We start from the raw sequence: 15,483 nt of genomic DNA on the forward strand, positions 1-15,483 counted from the left end.
CGCCAAAACTCTACAATGTCGGCAACTTGCCGTGATAACAACAGTAAAGCATTTCAATGACTGAGTTTTCCGTCCTTACGCCACCCGGCCAACTAAAAAACGCAAGAATTCAAGCTCTAAGCGCCCCGACCAGTGTGGCCAAAGCCATGACGCTGGCCAGTATCAGCCGTCAACACCCGGGCACGACCCTGATTGTCACCCACGATACCCCAAGTGCACTGGCGCTGGAGGCAGAGCTCAGTTATCTGCTCAAAGGAACTGAACTGCCGGTACGACTGTTTCCGGACAGAGAAACCCTGCCCTACGACAATTTTTCCCCGCATCAGGACCTGATCTCCGCCAGACTGGAAACCCTGTCAAGATTGGGGGGCGAAAGCCACTCTGTGCTAATCGTGCCGATTTCAACCCTGATGGTCCGTCTGCCCCCCCAGTCTTTTATGGCTGGCAATGTGCTGGTACTGAAAAAAGGTGATAAGTACGACCTGCAAACCATGCGGCAAACCCTGACGGATACAGGTTACCATCTGGTTGACCAGGTCTACGAGCACGGCGAATTTGCCATTCGCGGCTCGATTCTGGATATCTTCCCCAGCGGCAGCAACAAACCCGTACGAATTGAGTTATTCGATGACGAAATTGAGTCATTGCGTTTCTTTGACCCTGAGACTCAGCGCTCCAGCATTGAGATGCCACAACTGAGGATGCTGCCTGCAAGGGAGTTCCCAACCGATAATCAGGCTATCGAAGGTTTCCGTCAGCGATATCGCCGCCGCTTTGAAACCATCTCCAAAGAGCCGGAATCTATTTATCAGCAGGTGAGCCGTAAGTTGATGCCAGCGGGCATAGAAAACTATCTGCCACTGTTTTTCGACACCACTGCCACCCTGTTTGATTACCTTCCGCCGGATACTCAAATTGTCACCTGTGGCGATATTGAAGCGGCCGCCAGAAACCATCTGACAGAAGTGGAACAAAGATACGAAGACAGACGTATCGATCCTTTGCGTCCGCTGCTTGAGCCGAAAGAGCTTTACCTGCTGACTGAGCAACTGTTTGGCGCATTCAAACCTTTGCCCCGGTTTGTGGTCACCCTTGATGCCAGTGATGAAAAGTATAAGTACAAGTTTGCCAAGGCAGCAGCCCTGCCGGATATCACGGCCAACCATAAGCTAAGACAGCCGTTAATCTCGCTCGCTCAGTACCATACAGACCACCCCAAAGTTCGCCTGCTCTTTTGTGCGGAATCTGAGGGGCGTCGTGAAGCACTGCTTGAACTGCTGGCCAGGATTGATATTCGCCCCAGGGTGCTTGAGCACCTCAATGACTTTATCGACAGTGATGACCCCCTTGGTCTGATAGTCTCTCCCTTGTCTCAGGGGTGCCTGCTGTCCGACAGCAAAGTTGCCATTATTTGTGAGACTGAACTCTTTGGTCAGCGCATTGCTCAGCAACGCCGCCGGGACAAAGAACGTCAGATCAGCAGCGACCTGTTGATTAAGAATCTGGCAGAGCTGAAAGTGGGTCAACCCATTGTCCATCTGGAACACGGTGTGGCCCTGTATCAGGGGCTGGAAACTCTGGATACCGGAGGCCTGGTCGCTGAGTACCTCAAGCTGGAGTATGCCGGCGGAGACAAACTTTATGTGCCTGTCTCCTCTTTGCATCTGATCAGCCGCTACAGCGCAGGGACAGAGGAGTCGTTGCACCTCAATAAACTGGGCAATGAAACCTGGGCCAAAGCCAAGCGTAAAGCCATTGAGAAGATACGTGACGTTGCCGCTGAGTTGCTGGATGTCTATGCCCGTCGGCAGGCCCGCCCCGGTGATGCCTGTCAATTGGATGAAGAGGAGTATGCACTCTTCTCCCAGGGCTTCCCATTTGAAGAAACCGTGGATCAGGAAACCGCCATTCACGCCGTACTGGCAGATATGCGCTCCTCTATCGCCATGGATCGTTTGGTCTGTGGTGATGTGGGCTTTGGTAAGACAGAAGTCGCTATGCGTGCCGCTTTCGTTGCGGTCAACGATGGCAAACAGGTTGTGGTATTGGTTCCCACCACACTGTTGGCCCAGCAGCATTATGAAAACTTCAAGGACAGATTCGCCGATTGGCCGGTTAGCATTGAAGTCATGAGCCGATTCCGCACCGCCAAAGAGCAAAATCAGGTGCTGGACAACCTGGCAGCAGGCAAAGTGGATATTGTGATCGGGACTCACAAATTACTGCAATCCGGCGCTCAGTTTGAAAACCTTGGATTACTTGTCATCGATGAGGAGCACAGATTCGGCGTTCGTCAGAAAGAGAAAATCAAAGCGCTCAGAGCCAACGTAGATATCCTGACGCTGACCGCAACTCCTATCCCGCGGACACTGAATATGGCTATGTCAGGTATGCGGGATCTGTCCATTATCGCCACGCCTCCGGCCAAGCGACTGGCAGTGAAGACCTTTGTGCGAGAGTATGACAAAGCCACTGTTCGCGAAGCCATCATGCGTGAAATCCTTCGTGGTGGTCAGGTCTATTTCCTCCACAATGCGGTAGAAACCATAGAGAAGTGTGCGGCAGACATTCGCGAACTGGTTCCGGAAGCCCGTGTCGTTACCGCCCATGGGCAGATGCGTGAGCGGGAACTGGAACAGGTCATGTCGGACTTTTATCACCAGAGATTCAATGTGCTGGTTTGCACCACCATTATTGAAACCGGTATCGATGTTCCCAGTGCCAACACCATCATTATCGACAGGGCCGATCACTTTGGACTGGCTCAGCTACACCAGTTACGTGGTCGGGTTGGGCGTTCGCATCACCAGGCCTATGCTTATCTGATGACGCCTCATCCCAAGCGCATGACCAGTGACGCCCGCAAACGTCTTGAGGCTCTGGAAGCACTGGAAGACCTTGGTGCAGGGTTTATGCTGGCCACTCAGGATTTGGAGATCCGGGGAGCCGGTGAACTGCTGGGGGATGAGCAAAGTGGTCATATCTCAAAAATCGGCTTCAGCCTGTATATGGAGATGCTGGAGGGAGCGGTTAAAGCTCTGAAAGAAGGTAAAGAGCCATCACTGCAGCAGATGTTGAAACAACAGTGTGAAATCGACCTTCGAATCCCTGCCCTGCTGCCGGAAGACTATGTGGGCGACGTAAATATGCGTCTGTCGCTGTATAAGCGCATCGCCAGCTGCGAGACAGATTCAGCCCTGGATGAACTCAGGGTCGAGCTTATTGACCGTTTTGGGATGCTGCCCGATGCCGCCAAAAACCTGCTGACGCTGACTTTGTTCAAGCACAAAGCCACTGAGCTGGGTATCAGCAAAATTGAGATGCATGCCAAAGGCGGCAGCATGGAATTCGCTGACAATCACTGCATAGATCCGGGATTTATCATTGGTTTATTGCAAAGTCAGCCACAAATCTATCGTATGGATGGGCCTAATAAGTTAAAGTTCCTAATCCCGGCTGAAACGCCGAAAGACAGGCTGGAATTGGTCAAAACCATACTGGACCAGCTGTCACAAAATCGTCTTGGAGAGTAAACGTGTTTCGTTTAATTGGGGTTTCCCTGCTGCTTGCCACTCTGGGTTTAAGCCAGAATGTCTCAGCCAGTGAAGAGAACTGGTTTGAAGTTGAAGTCTATGTGTTCAGTCGCCAGGCTGCGGACAGTGAACAATGGCCTGAACAGGCTGTGCCCGCTGACACCCGCAAAGCGATAGACCTGATCACTCCAGTGGTATCTACCGATGTGTCAGGGTTGAATTCAGCGCTGAACGGCTGTACCGCCGCCGACTGGGCCACCAGACCCGATTGGTGTAATCAGCAGATGTTGCAAACCAGCCGAACCCACCCGGAACAAGTTCCTGTGACCATAGGTGCGGCACAAGAGACCTATGCCAACACAGATGAATCAGCGGTGCTGCTGGCAGACAGTCAAAGCCAGTTTCAGGAGCTGATCAGCAAAGTTTCCCGGGAGCCTGGCGTGACAGGTCTGTTGCATATGACCTGGCAGGAAAATATGAAACCCCGCCGTCAGGCCAAGCCTATCCGTCTATATGCCGGCAAAGATTTTGGCAAAAATTACCGCGCCGACGGGTCTGTCATCGAAGCTGATAATGATCTGGTACAACACTTCACCTATCTTAACGATTTTCTCACCCAGGATAGTGAAGACCCTGTGTGGCAATTGGATGGCACTCTCAACATCTATCTGAATCACTGGCTCTACATTGAAACCGATTTGGTACTGCGTGAAGAGGGAGACAAAACCCTGGCGAAACCGGAGCCGGAACTGACAGAGCAAAGCGTCGTTGCTGATGACACAGCTGAAGAAGCCAAACAGGTTCCCTATCTGTACGCGATTCACATGAAGCAGAATCGGCGGGTAAGAAGTAATGAAATGCACTATTTTGATCACCCGAAACTGGGGCTGCTGATTCAGATCCGAAAAATGGAACAGCCATCGGAGAGGGAAGTTAATCAGGAAAGTGAAGCCAGCGTCACTGGGCAGTAACCCATCAACATTCAGGGCGGTCGTGACCGCCCTTTTTTACGCCTGTTTGCCAGCCAAAAGAGAGGAACCTAAAGTGCAATGATTGAAAAATCCAGATAGATATCATTGTCCTGATCTTCATCAACCAGAACCTGCTCGACTTCTGCCGCCGGCGCTCCCTGATGGCACCAGTCAATCAGCTGAGCCACCGCACCATCGCCCCCCTGCACCAGAATCTCGACGCTGCCATCATCCCGGTTACCCACGTACCCGGTCAACCTCAGCTCATTGGCTTTTTCCAGGGTATAGCGACGAAAACACACGCCCTGCACCTTGCCGATAACCTTTATCCGAACCCTTTTCATTGCAGACTCCTGCAACACAGTGTTAACGGAAACATATACCAAGGTTGGGAAACAGGCAAAAAAAACAGCTAGCGAAACTGCTGCTAGCTGTTATCGGGCGACATACGCAAACTACATCAAAACCGGCAACATCCGCATCAGGATGTAACACGGCTCTGACGGTCGTCACTCTACAGAGATTATAAAAATCCGCAACCATTTTTTAGTGCATTTACACGTTTTATTAACCCTTTATCAGCACAATATTCCACACAAAGATCTTGCGGCAGTAAGTTGAAATACATAAGGCTTTGATAATTTGAGGAAGTGTTGTCGCCTGCAGCAAACAATCCGGCTATTTAACGAACAGAAAAATTTAAAATTAATATCATGACTTGTTCTGCCAATATGCGCTCAGCCCGGCTCAAGCGGCGATTTTTTAAGCAGTTAATATGCTTTCTGGAGTGGCTTAAAAATGACTGAAAATAATGGGTGGGGCTGTCTCACAATATAAACAATCACCCTGACAGATTGTTAATTGACCATCTTATAGCAGGGGAAAAGGAACCGTTTCCCTTGCCATCAACAGGTTTTATCCGGTTAAGCAAATGTAAAAATGCCACTGGCGATAAGCGAGTGGCATTGTCTGTTTCTTCGGGCCGTTTTCGGTCAGTATCAGGTCAAATCCCGGAAGGCTTTTATCGCCATAAGATGGGGTCCCAAAGAGGGAAACTTATGCAGCTGCTCCTCATCCCAGATAACCTCGTAAAACTCCCCAAGAGCATCTGAGATCGGTTTTTGATCGAAGACTTCATCCTTGCGTGACAGTATCACCAGGCTCTTGCCACGATTTTTATCTCTGAACTGGCTGACACACTTACTGGCAATATCTGCGTACTCTTCAGGTCTGTCTATCTTGCCCAGCATATTTTGCTCAGGCCAGAGATTGGGGTTGATCAATACACTGCGAAGCCCTGACAAAAATCCGATACGCTCACACCAATAGGCCCCTAAACCAACCCCAATCATAATGGGATTTGGGTCGTCACTCAGCTTCAGTTGCTTGTCCACCTCATTAAGCAGGTGCTGCATATCATGTCTTGGGTGCTGAGTACTGTAACTGACCAGCCTGACGTCATCATCAATAAAAGTAAGCTGGCGAATTTTGTCATGATTCCCGGGACTGGTAGCATCATATCCATGCAGATAAAGGATCATTATTCCTCCTGTTACTGACGAGAAAAATCATTAATCAATTTGGCAAGCTCCCTTCCCCGCTGCCAGCGGGCTTCATTATCAAGAGCTTTGATTGCATCCATCGCATTGGCTTTCAAACGATTGGCGGGCCTTATTGAGGCCTGCTCCGGCCAGGGAAAATCCTCCAATACTTCGGATACGCCATCAGGGTTATTGCACAGCAGAATCATGTCACAACCTGCATCCAGCGCCGCTTTTGCTCTCTGGCGGAATCCTCCGGCAAAGGAAGCCCCATGCATACCCAAATCATCGGAGAAGATCACCCCATCAAACTTAAGTTCTGTCCTCAGGATTTCCTGCAGCCAAAAACGGGAGAAACCGGCAGGGTTGGGATCGACCTTACTATAGACCACATGGGCGGGCATCATGCCATCCAGCATTTGTTCACCACACAGGGTCACGAATGGCGGCATATCTTTGGCGCGGATATCGGCAAGCGGTCTGTCATCAACCGGCATGGCAACGTGGGAGTCAGCCTGCACGCTGCCATGACCCGGGAAGTGTTTACCCACACTGGCCATCCCCGCAGAGCGCATCCCTTTGATCCAGGCTCTGGCAAGCTGTGTGACTTCTTCAGGCTTTGAGCTGAAACTACGCTTGCCTATCACTTCACTGATACCGTTTAGATCCAGCACGGGCGCGAAGCTTAAGTCGATATCACAGGCCATTAATTCAACCGCCATAACAAACGCCAGGTCTCCGGCCCACTGACAGGCCAGCTCCATATCGCCCCGGGCGGCGGCAAGAATATCACCCATGGCAGGAATTTCAGTAAAACCCTCTTTGAAACGTTGAACCCGACCACCTTCATGATCCACAGCGATCAGTAACTCTTTGTTCGCCGCACGGATCTGCGCGACCAGTTCACACAACTGTTGCCGGCTTTCAAAATTGCGGCTAAAGAGTATCACGCCGCCAACCGCCTCATGCTGCAGTTGAGGCACTTCGGTTTCACCGACGCTCAGGCCGGCAACATCCATCATCAGGTAACTCATCCATTCCCCTGTTACAGGCCAATATCAACAAACCTTGGGATTAAAATAAGCGATAGTGAAAAAATGCTTTTCCCGGATAAGCTTATCTGACTTGGCTCATCAAAAAATCTAATGCTAAAAAACGGTAAAACTTGTGGGATACTGACAACTCACGGTTCACATTGAATAACACAATGCCTGTCCCACGGTGCATTTCAGCCCAAGAGTAACCCGAAGCGCCGGGCAGCGCGAGTGATACAGTTCAGTTAGGTCAGCTTTAGTCCAAACATTCATCTGACATACAGCGACCTTTCACCGAAGCAACAAAACAAGGCGAGTCTCATGATTAGTGTTTTTGATATGTTCAAGATCGGCATAGGCCCTTCCAGCTCCCACACCGTAGGCCCCATGAAAGCGGCCAAGGTCTTTGTCGATATTCTCCAGGAGAAAGGATTACTTGCCCAAACCGATGAGTTGCGCTCAGAACTCTTTGGCTCTCTGGGTCAAACAGGCAAAGGACACGGCACAGGTAAAGCTGTGATCCTGGGCTTAATGGGTGAAGACCCTGAAACCGTTGATACAGATAGTGTTGATGCCACATTATTACGGGTCGAAAAAGAGCAGCAGATGGTAGTGACCGGTGGTCATATCGTGAAATTTACCCGGGAAAACGGCATTACCTATCACAGACGCAAGTCTCTGCCCGCTCACGCCAACGCCATGACACTCTACGCCTACAAGGACGGCGAATTATTGTATGAGCGTACCTACTACTCAGTTGGCGGCGGTTTTGTACTGGATGAAGATGAGATTCAAGCCAAAGATGCCTCTCCCGCTACTCCCATCACAGCCGCCCCCTATGACTTTGACTCCGCGGCGCAACTGCTCAACCTGTGCAATGAAAATGGCCTGAGCATTTCATCTTTGATGATGGCCAACGAGCGAGCAGTTGCCTCTGATGAGGAGATTAACGCCGGGCTTTGGCGTATTTGGGAAACCATGAAATCCTGCATTGAGCGGGGTTACCTCAGAGAGGGGTTGTTGCCTGGAGGCCTGAAGCTCAGACGCCGCGCCCCGGGACTTTACCGCAGGTTGAAAGCCGAAGGTAAAAATAACGTAGACCCACTCAATGCGATGGATTGGGTCGACCTGTTTGCCCTGTCGGTCAATGAGCAGAACGCCGCCGGTGACCGGGTTGTCACTGCACCGACCAATGGTGCCGCCGGTATTATTCCCGCCGTACTTTGCTACTACCACACCTTTGTACAGCCGGTTGATGAAGATATCTGTGCCCGTTTTTTGCTGACAGCGGCCGCTATCGGCATTCTGTACAAGAAGAACGCGTCAATTTCGGGTGCAGAAGTAGGCTGTCAGGGTGAAGTCGGTGTGGCCTGCTCTATGGCTGCCGCAGGTCTTACTGAGATTATGGGTGGCACAGTTGTACAGGTGGAGAATGCGGCAGAGATCGGGATGGAGCACAACCTTGGCCTGACCTGTGATCCGGTTGGCGGCCTGGTGCAGGTTCCCTGTATCGAACGTAACGCCATGGGTGCAGTTAAAGCCATTAATGCTTCACGTATGGCCCTCAGAGGTGATGGTCACCACAAAGTATCACTCGACAAGGTGATCAAGACCATGATGGATACAGGCAAAGATATGCGCTCCAAGTACAAGGAAACCGCCAAGGGTGGCCTGGCAGTGAATATCGTGGAATGCTGATTCCACGATAAGCAGAAATAAAAAATCCCGCGACCGTGGGATTTTTTTATTTAACCTAGGTGCATCAACGCACCGGCAGATCAAAGTCTGCAAACAGTTTTTCAATCGCCTGTGGATCACGCAGCGCTACGGCTTTTTCCACCACATCGCGGGTCAAGTGTGGGGCGAAACGTTCCATAAAGTCATACATATAACTGCGCAGGAAACTGCCTTTGCGGAAACCGATTTTAGTGGTGCTGTAATTGAACAGATGGCTGGCATCAATCACTGTCAGGTCACTGTCCAGCTGCTTGTCGATAGCCATAGTAGCAATAACACCAACCCCAAGCCCCAAACGCACATAGGTTTTAAGTACTTCCGCACTGGTTGCACTGAACACCACTCTGGGCTCGAGTCCTGCCCGATTAAAGGCTCGCTCAATCTCTGATGCTTTATCAAAACCGAACACATAGGTCACCAGAGGGAAGCGAGCGAGATCTTCTATGGTTAAGTGACTGACATTGGCCAGCGGGTGATCTTTGGGAACCACTATGCTGCGATTCCAGTGATAACAGGGCAACATGATCAGGTCGCTGTATAGATGCATAGCCTCAGTCGCAATAGCAAAATCAGCATCCCCCCTCGCAGCTAACTCACTGATCTGGGATGGTGTCCCCTGATGCATATGCAAATTGACCTTGGGGTAGCGCTCAATAAATTGACGGATGATAGGTGGCAATGCGTATCTGGCCTGGGTATCCGTGGTCGCAATATTCAGCTCACCCTGATCCGGGCGGGTGTACTCTTCCGCCACGCGCTTGATGCTGTCTACCTTGCCAAGGATATCATTGGCAATGGCAATGACCTGCTCTCCAGCAGGAGTCACATGAGTTAAATGTTTGCCGCTGCGACCAAAAATCTGAATTCCCAACTCATCTTCCAGCATGCGTACCTGTTTGCTGATCCCCGGCTGTGAGGTGTAAAGGTTCTCCGCGGTAGCCGAGACATTGAGGTTGTGGTTCACGACCTCGGCAATATACCTGAGTTGTTGCAGCTTCATAGTCTTTCCTTTGAGCTCCGGCCTGTATAAACATCCTGCCTTACAGGTGAAATTGGGATAGGCATCTATAATTACTGGTTATAGTACACGTGAAATATTAAATCAAACTGGAATAAAGAAACAAGAGCTGCACACAAATGGGACAAGTTGGCAGGCTTAGACTAAGATAACTATGCTAGATTATTGATTTATTGTAGCATTGGCACAATTACGCAAACTCTGGATAACCTATGATTTTTTACTTGGTTCTCGCACTCATAGGTGCGCTACTCCTGCTGGTCATTGGGATAAACATTATTCAGCAGCAAAAAGACCGCATGGAGACAGATCGTCGTAACGAATTGATCCGTCAAAGGGCGATTCTCGAAGAGACGGAAACCATACTGTCCAACTCTGCTATGCTGCCCTGCTCCAATCAGATTATTCTGGTGCTATACCGGCGTATGAATGATGCCCTTATCGCTGCTGTGGCCTGTGCCAATGATAAGCAGAAGGGTGAATATGAACGTCGCCAGAAAGATCTGGCAGCCCAAATCGAAAACCTTGCCAAAAATGCAGCCGCAGCACCACCGCTGGAGAATTTCCGCCTGCCGGACAACGACAAACAGATACTGCTGCTGGTTCAGTCGCTGAAGAAATTGAAGGCAATATTACGGGCAGAAAATAATAAAGGCCGGGTTGACCCCAATGTGTTTTCTCAGGAAGAGAAGCGTATTGATAACCTGCAACTGCGGATCAATGTGGATTCCATGCTGAACCGTGCCCGCAGTGCCGTTGGTATTAAGCAGTATGGCAGCGCCAAGCAGATGGTGACCAAGGCACTGACCACCCTGAATGCCCTGAAAGCCCAGTCTCCCAATGACCCATTTATCAGCAAGAAAGCCGACGAAGCTAAAATGTTGTTGGATGAGGTGATGGGCGCTCAGAAGCGTGACGATCCGGCCCCACAGGCCAAAGAGAAGTCAGAAGACGATCTCGATGTGCTGTTTCAGCAGAAAAAGAAGTGGTAACCAGCCACGTGAACTCACAAAGGAGCCTCAGGGCTCCTTTTTTGTTTCGCCATCATTGCGTTGGGAGAAGCAGTTCTCCCACGCAAAACCGTCTATCACTGTTTTTATAACAAGCGTCGTGAATTCGCTTCAGGCCAAAGCTAACCACCAGCCCTATATTGCGGTATCAACCAAAAACAAAGAACCCGGCCTGAGCCGGGTTCTTTTAGTACTTTATAAAATCTGGCTTACTTGGCCTTGGCTTTCGCCTTGGCAGGTGCCTTTTTCTTGGCAGGGATCTCTTCAACCCACTTGCCATCGACGAATTTCGCCACCCATCCAGTTGCTTTGCCGTTAACTTCACTGGCCACATACTGCTCTTTGGTCTTGCGACTGAATTTCACTATCGTTGGATTGCCCTCATGGTCTTTAACCGGAGCATCCGCCAGATACTGATATTTTGGCCACAACTGGTCGCGGTAAGTCACCAGCTCTTCAATCAATGGCGCACGGGTTTCCCGTGATTTAGGGAAAGTGCTGGCCGCCAGGAAGATACCGGCTGCTCCATCTCTGAGCACAAAGTAAGCGTCAGACTTGCTGCACTTCAGCTCCGGAAGATGGATAGGGTCCTCTTTCGGCGGTGCCACTTCACCATTTTTCAGGAGCTTACGGGTGTTCTTACATTCGCTGTTGGTACAGCCAAAGTACTTACCGAAGCGACCGTTCTTGAGCTCCATATCTGAGCCACAGCGATCACACTCAATAAGGGGACCTTCATAGCCCTTGATCTTGAACTGACCCGATTCCACTTCATAGCCGGAACAACTTGGGTTGTTACCACAGACATGCAGCTTACGGGACTCGTCAATCAGATAAGAGTCCATGGCAGTACCACAAATACCACAACGATGTTTGGCACGCAGCGCTTCGGTTTCAGCATCTTCGCTGAGCTGACTCACAGCCTCTTCGCCAGGTGTCAGGTTCATTGTGGTCTTACAGCGCTCTTTTGGTGGCAGAGCATAGCCGCTACACCCCAGGAATACCCCTGTGGTACCGGTACGAATACCCATAGGACGACCACAGGTAGGACAGCTGATATCTGTCAGTACCATCTGGTTAGGCTTCATTCCGCCTTCATCAGGCTCCTGCTCTGCCTTTTCCAACTGGCCGACAAAATCCTGATAGAAACCATCCAGCACCTGCTTCCACTGTTTGCCGCCCTTGGCGACATCGTCCAGCGTCTGCTCCATACCCGCGGTGAAATCGTAACTCATCAGCTCTTTGAAGGATTGCTCCAAACGCTCGCTGACAATCTCACCCATCTTCTCGGCATAGAAGCGACGGTTCTCTACCTTGACGTAACCTCTATCCTGAATGGTAGAGATAATGGTTGCATAGGTGGATGGACGACCAATACCACGCTTCTCCAGCTCTTTAACCAGCGAGGCTTCACTGAAACGCGCAGGCGGTTTGGTAAAGTGCTGCTTGGGATCCAGTCCCTGCAGAGACAAACCTTCGCCGACTTCAACCACCGGCAAGGTGTTGTCTTCTTCGTTTTTCTTTTTCAGTGCTGGCTGAACCCGGGTCCAACCGTCAAAACGCAGCGTACGGCCGTTGGCACGCAAGGTGTAATCACCGGCAGCCACAGTCAGACGAGTCGCGTCATAACGGGCTGGCGTCATCTGACAGGCCACAAACTGACGCCAGATAAGCTCATACAGGCGCTGAGCGTCACGCTCCATGTCGTTCATAAAGGCAGCTTCCAACTTCACATTGGAAGGACGAATCGCTTCGTGTGCCTCCTGAGCGCCCTCTTTGCTGCCATAACGAATTGGCGAATCAGGCAGATAAGCGTCACCAAAATCTTTACCAATCAATTCACGAACGCTGTCGACAGCTTCTTTACTCAGATTGGTGGAGTCGGTACGCATATAAGTGATGTGACCGGCTTCGTAGAGACGCTGGGCCAACATCATGGTCTTTTTCACCCCAAAGCCCAAACGGGTACTGGCCGCTTGCTGCAGAGTTGACGTAATAAATGGTGCAGATGGCTTGCTGGAAGTCGCTTTGTCTTCACGCTCAACAATCTTGTATTGAGCGTTATTGAGCACAGCAACCGCGGCTTCAGCTTCAGCCTTGTTCCTGGGCTCAAAGGCTTTGCCCAGATACTTAACCACTTCCATTCGCAGGTTAGCCTGGCCTTGGGTCAGCAAGTCGGCATGAACATCCCAGAACTCTTCGGGAACAAAAGCTTTAATTTCCCCTTCGCGCTCAACCACCAAACGCACAGCCACAGACTGAACGCGACCGGCAGACAAACCTCGGGCGACTTTCTTCCACAGCAGTGGCGACACCATAAAGCCAACAACCCGGTCGAGGAATCGACGGGCTTGCTGAGCATTAACCATGTTAGTGTTCAGCTCAGAAGGATGGCTGAACGCCTCCTGAATTGCTGTTTTGGTAATTTCGTTGAACACAACTCGCTTATACCGTGAAGGTTCGCCGCCGATCACCTCTTGCAGGTGCCAGGCAATAGCTTCCCCTTCACGGTCCAAATCCGTTGCCAGATAGATCTGGTCAGCGGAGTTAGCCAGAGTTTGCAGTTCTTTAACCACCTTTTCCTTGCCTGGCAGAACCTGATAGTTGGCTTGCCAGCCATGTTCCGGGTCGACCCCCATGCGGGCCACCAGGGATTGTTTCTCTTTCTGTTTCTTGTAGATGGCCTTCTCTTCGGCAGACATCTTGCGAACTTCAGCTGGAGATTTGGACGCGGTCTTTCCTTCAGAGGAGGAAGAAGTTGGCAGGTCACGTATGTGGCCCACACTGGATTTAACAATGAAGTCTTTACCAAGATACTTATTAATCGTCTTGGCTTTGGCCGGCGATTCGACGATAACTAGCGATTTACCCATAGTGTGATTTGCGCCAAAAAGTCTCAGGAAGGTGGAAAATGGCTCCATATATAGAGGGTTGTCAGACGAGTTTCAAGTCTGAGGCCTCTTTAAATGCGCCAGCGACTCACTTTTTAATCAAGCATGAAAAAAATGTAAAAAATAATATTGCGTAATTAAAAACTATTCTTTCATGTTTTACCACAGATACCCCCATACTTATGCAAATCACTGTGTAGATGCAAGTTCTCTGTCCATCCACTGACTTGTTAAGCCTCTTGGCTCCAGTATACTGAGGCCAATATTTCGCCCCGTGAATAGCGTCATAACAGGAATTTTAGCGCTGTTGCAGCCAGGGGCAGTCCCCTTAAAACAATAAAACTTAACCCTACAAGGAAAGACAATGAAGCAATTTGAAGCAAACTTCGACGGGCTTGTTGGACCTACCCACAATTATGCAGGACTGTCTTTCGGCAACGTCGCTTCTTTAAATAATGCAGCACAAAAATCAAACCCTAAAGCTGCCGCCAAACAAGGATTAAAAAAAGCCAAGGCTCTGGCTGATTTGGGTATGGTGCAGGGAATGTTGGCACCTCAGGAACGCCCGGATATCTATACACTAAGACGTATTGGATTCAGTGGCAGTGACGCGCAGGTGCTGGAACAGGCCTATAAGCAAGCTCCTGCCCTGCTCAATGCCTGTTGCAGTGCATCGAGCATGTGGACCGCCAACGCCGCTACAATCTCTCCCAGCGCCGACACAGCTGATGGCAAATTACACTTCACACCAGCCAATCTGGTGGACAAACTGCATCGCAGCATTGAGCCGGAAACCACCGGAAATATTCTTAAAGCGATATTCAACAATGAGCAGTACTTCAGTCATCACCAGCATTTGCCTGAGCACGCCAGCTTCGGCGACGAAGGCGCAGCTAATCATACCCGCCTGTGTCAGGCCTATGGTGATAAAGGACTGGAACTGTTCGTTTACGGACAACATGCAACAAACCCGGATGCCATAAAACCAAAACGCTTCCCCGCCAGACAAACCCTGGAAGCCTCACAGGCAGTTGCCCGCCTGCATGGCCTGGATGAGAGCACCACAGTATTTATGCAGCAAAACCCCGATGTCATTGACCAGGGGGTGTTCCATAACGATGTGATCTCAGTGGGTAACCAGAATGTACTCTTTTATCATGAGCAGGCATTCCTCAATACCGAAAGCGCGTTCGATGAAATTCGCCGCAAACTGGACGGTGATATTCACTTTGTAAAAGTACCTACTGCCCAGGTCGGTATTCTGGACGCAGTGAAAAGCTACCTGTTCAACACTCAGATCATTACACTTCCCAGTGGAGAGATGGCCATTGTTGCGCCTACCGACTGTCAGGAGAATCCTGCAGTACATGCTTATCTACAGGAACTGGTGACACTGGGTACTCCGATTAAAGAAGTTAAGTACTTTGATGTTAAGCAGAGTATGCAAAATGGCGGTGGCCCTGCCTGTCTGCGCCTGCGGGTTGCAATGAATGAGCAGGAACTGGCCGCCGTTAATCCGGGAGCATTGCTCACAGACGAGCTATTCACCTCTCTGAACACCTGGGTCGATAAGCATTATCGTGACGAGCTGTCCAATGCAGATCTTGCAGATCCTCAACTGCTGATTGAATCCCGCACCGCGCTGGATGAACTAACTCAGATTATGAAGCTGGGCAGCGTGTATCGCTTCCAGAAATAAGCGACTGCGAATATAAAAAAGGCGCCAGATGGCGCCTTTTTTGTAACTC

Annotated in this window: 10 protein-coding genes; 5 read left to right on the top strand and 5 right to left on the bottom strand. The window is 50.4% G+C overall.

Annotated features, from left to right (window positions below):
- Nucleotides 1-56 precede the first annotated feature (56 nt).
- The gene (mfd, locus tag ACFOE0_RS10215) at nucleotides 57-3,533 is read left to right on the top strand and encodes a transcription-repair coupling factor (RefSeq protein WP_248935772.1); all 3,477 of its coding nucleotides are present in this window, start codon (nucleotides 57-59) and stop codon (nucleotides 3,531-3,533) included.
- A gap of 2 nt (nucleotides 3,534-3,535) precedes the next feature.
- A complete protein-coding gene (locus tag ACFOE0_RS10220; protein WP_248935773.1) occupies nucleotides 3,536-4,504 on the top strand; it encodes a peptidoglycan binding protein CsiV in 969 nt (322 codons plus the stop codon).
- A 68-nt stretch (nucleotides 4,505-4,572) separates the two neighbouring features.
- Here ACFOE0_RS10220 and ACFOE0_RS10225 read toward each other — a convergent pair whose 3' ends face one another.
- From ACFOE0_RS10225 to nagZ, 3 genes are all read right to left on the bottom strand, one after another.
- Nucleotides 4,573-4,848 (bottom strand): acylphosphatase, encoded by a 276-nt coding sequence (locus ACFOE0_RS10225; RefSeq protein WP_248935774.1) that lies wholly within the window; start codon nucleotides 4,846-4,848, stop codon nucleotides 4,573-4,575.
- A 654-nt stretch (nucleotides 4,849-5,502) separates the two neighbouring features.
- Complete coding sequence (gene ycfP, locus ACFOE0_RS10230) at nucleotides 5,503-6,045, bottom strand: alpha/beta hydrolase YcfP (protein WP_248935775.1); 543 nt, start codon at nucleotides 6,043-6,045, stop codon at nucleotides 5,503-5,505.
- A gap of 11 nt (nucleotides 6,046-6,056) precedes the next feature.
- Nucleotides 6,057-7,079: a beta-N-acetylhexosaminidase gene (gene nagZ / locus ACFOE0_RS10235; RefSeq protein WP_248935776.1), complete on the bottom strand. Its 1,023-nt coding sequence runs from the start codon at nucleotides 7,077-7,079 to the stop codon at nucleotides 6,057-6,059.
- A gap of 321 nt (nucleotides 7,080-7,400) precedes the next feature.
- On the opposite strand from nagZ, the gene ACFOE0_RS10240 reads away from it, so the two are divergent.
- Nucleotides 7,401-8,777, top strand: coding sequence for an L-serine ammonia-lyase (locus tag ACFOE0_RS10240; protein WP_248935777.1), 1,377 nt, complete (start codon nucleotides 7,401-7,403; stop codon nucleotides 8,775-8,777).
- A 64-nt stretch (nucleotides 8,778-8,841) separates the two neighbouring features.
- Here the strand turns inward: ACFOE0_RS10240 and cysB are convergent, their stop codons facing one another.
- On the bottom strand, nucleotides 8,842-9,816 hold the full coding sequence (gene cysB / locus ACFOE0_RS10245) for an HTH-type transcriptional regulator CysB (RefSeq protein WP_248935778.1): 975 nt from the start codon (nucleotides 9,814-9,816) through the stop codon (nucleotides 8,842-8,844).
- A gap of 230 nt (nucleotides 9,817-10,046) precedes the next feature.
- Between cysB and ACFOE0_RS10250 the strand changes: the two genes are divergently transcribed.
- Nucleotides 10,047-10,826, top strand: a complete 780-nt coding sequence (locus ACFOE0_RS10250; RefSeq protein ID WP_248935779.1) for a hypothetical protein — start codon at nucleotides 10,047-10,049, stop codon at nucleotides 10,824-10,826.
- Nucleotides 10,827-11,053: 227 nt separating this feature from the next.
- Here ACFOE0_RS10250 and topA read toward each other — a convergent pair whose 3' ends face one another.
- Nucleotides 11,054-13,717 carry a type I DNA topoisomerase gene (topA, locus tag ACFOE0_RS10255; protein ID WP_248935780.1) on the bottom strand — a complete coding sequence of 888 codons (2,664 nt, stop codon included), beginning with the start codon at nucleotides 13,715-13,717 and terminating at the stop codon, nucleotides 11,054-11,056.
- Nucleotides 13,718-14,099: 382 nt separating this feature from the next.
- On the opposite strand from topA, the gene astB reads away from it, so the two are divergent.
- A complete protein-coding gene (gene astB, locus ACFOE0_RS10260; protein ID WP_248935781.1) occupies nucleotides 14,100-15,434 on the top strand; it encodes an N-succinylarginine dihydrolase in 1,335 nt (444 codons plus the stop codon).
- Nucleotides 15,435-15,483: the final 49 nt, after the last annotated feature.

The organism is Shewanella submarina (assembly GCF_042646185.1).
Lineage (GTDB): Bacteria > Pseudomonadota > Gammaproteobacteria > Enterobacterales > Shewanellaceae > Shewanella > Shewanella corallii.

Bases quoted from the DNA above. Each gene is read 5' to 3' on its own strand.
- mfd (WP_248935772.1), top strand. From the start codon at position 57: ATGACTGAGTTTTCCGTCCTTACGCCACCCGGCCAACTAAAAAACGCA.
- ACFOE0_RS10225 (WP_248935774.1), bottom strand. From the start codon at position 4,848: ATGAAAAGGGTTCGGATAAAGGTTATCGGCAAGGTGCAGGGCGTGTGT.
- ycfP (WP_248935775.1), bottom strand. From the start codon at position 6,045: ATGATCCTTTATCTGCATGGATATGATGCTACCAGTCCCGGGAATCAT.
- nagZ (WP_248935776.1), bottom strand. From the start codon at position 7,079: ATGAGTTACCTGATGATGGATGTTGCCGGCCTGAGCGTCGGTGAAACC.
- ACFOE0_RS10240 (WP_248935777.1), top strand. From the start codon at position 7,401: ATGATTAGTGTTTTTGATATGTTCAAGATCGGCATAGGCCCTTCCAGC.
- cysB (WP_248935778.1), bottom strand. From the start codon at position 9,816: ATGAAGCTGCAACAACTCAGGTATATTGCCGAGGTCGTGAACCACAAC.
- ACFOE0_RS10250 (WP_248935779.1), top strand. From the start codon at position 10,047: ATGATTTTTTACTTGGTTCTCGCACTCATAGGTGCGCTACTCCTGCTG.
- topA (WP_248935780.1), bottom strand. From the start codon at position 13,717: ATGGGTAAATCGCTAGTTATCGTCGAATCGCCGGCCAAAGCCAAGACG.
- astB (WP_248935781.1), top strand. From the start codon at position 14,100: ATGAAGCAATTTGAAGCAAACTTCGACGGGCTTGTTGGACCTACCCAC.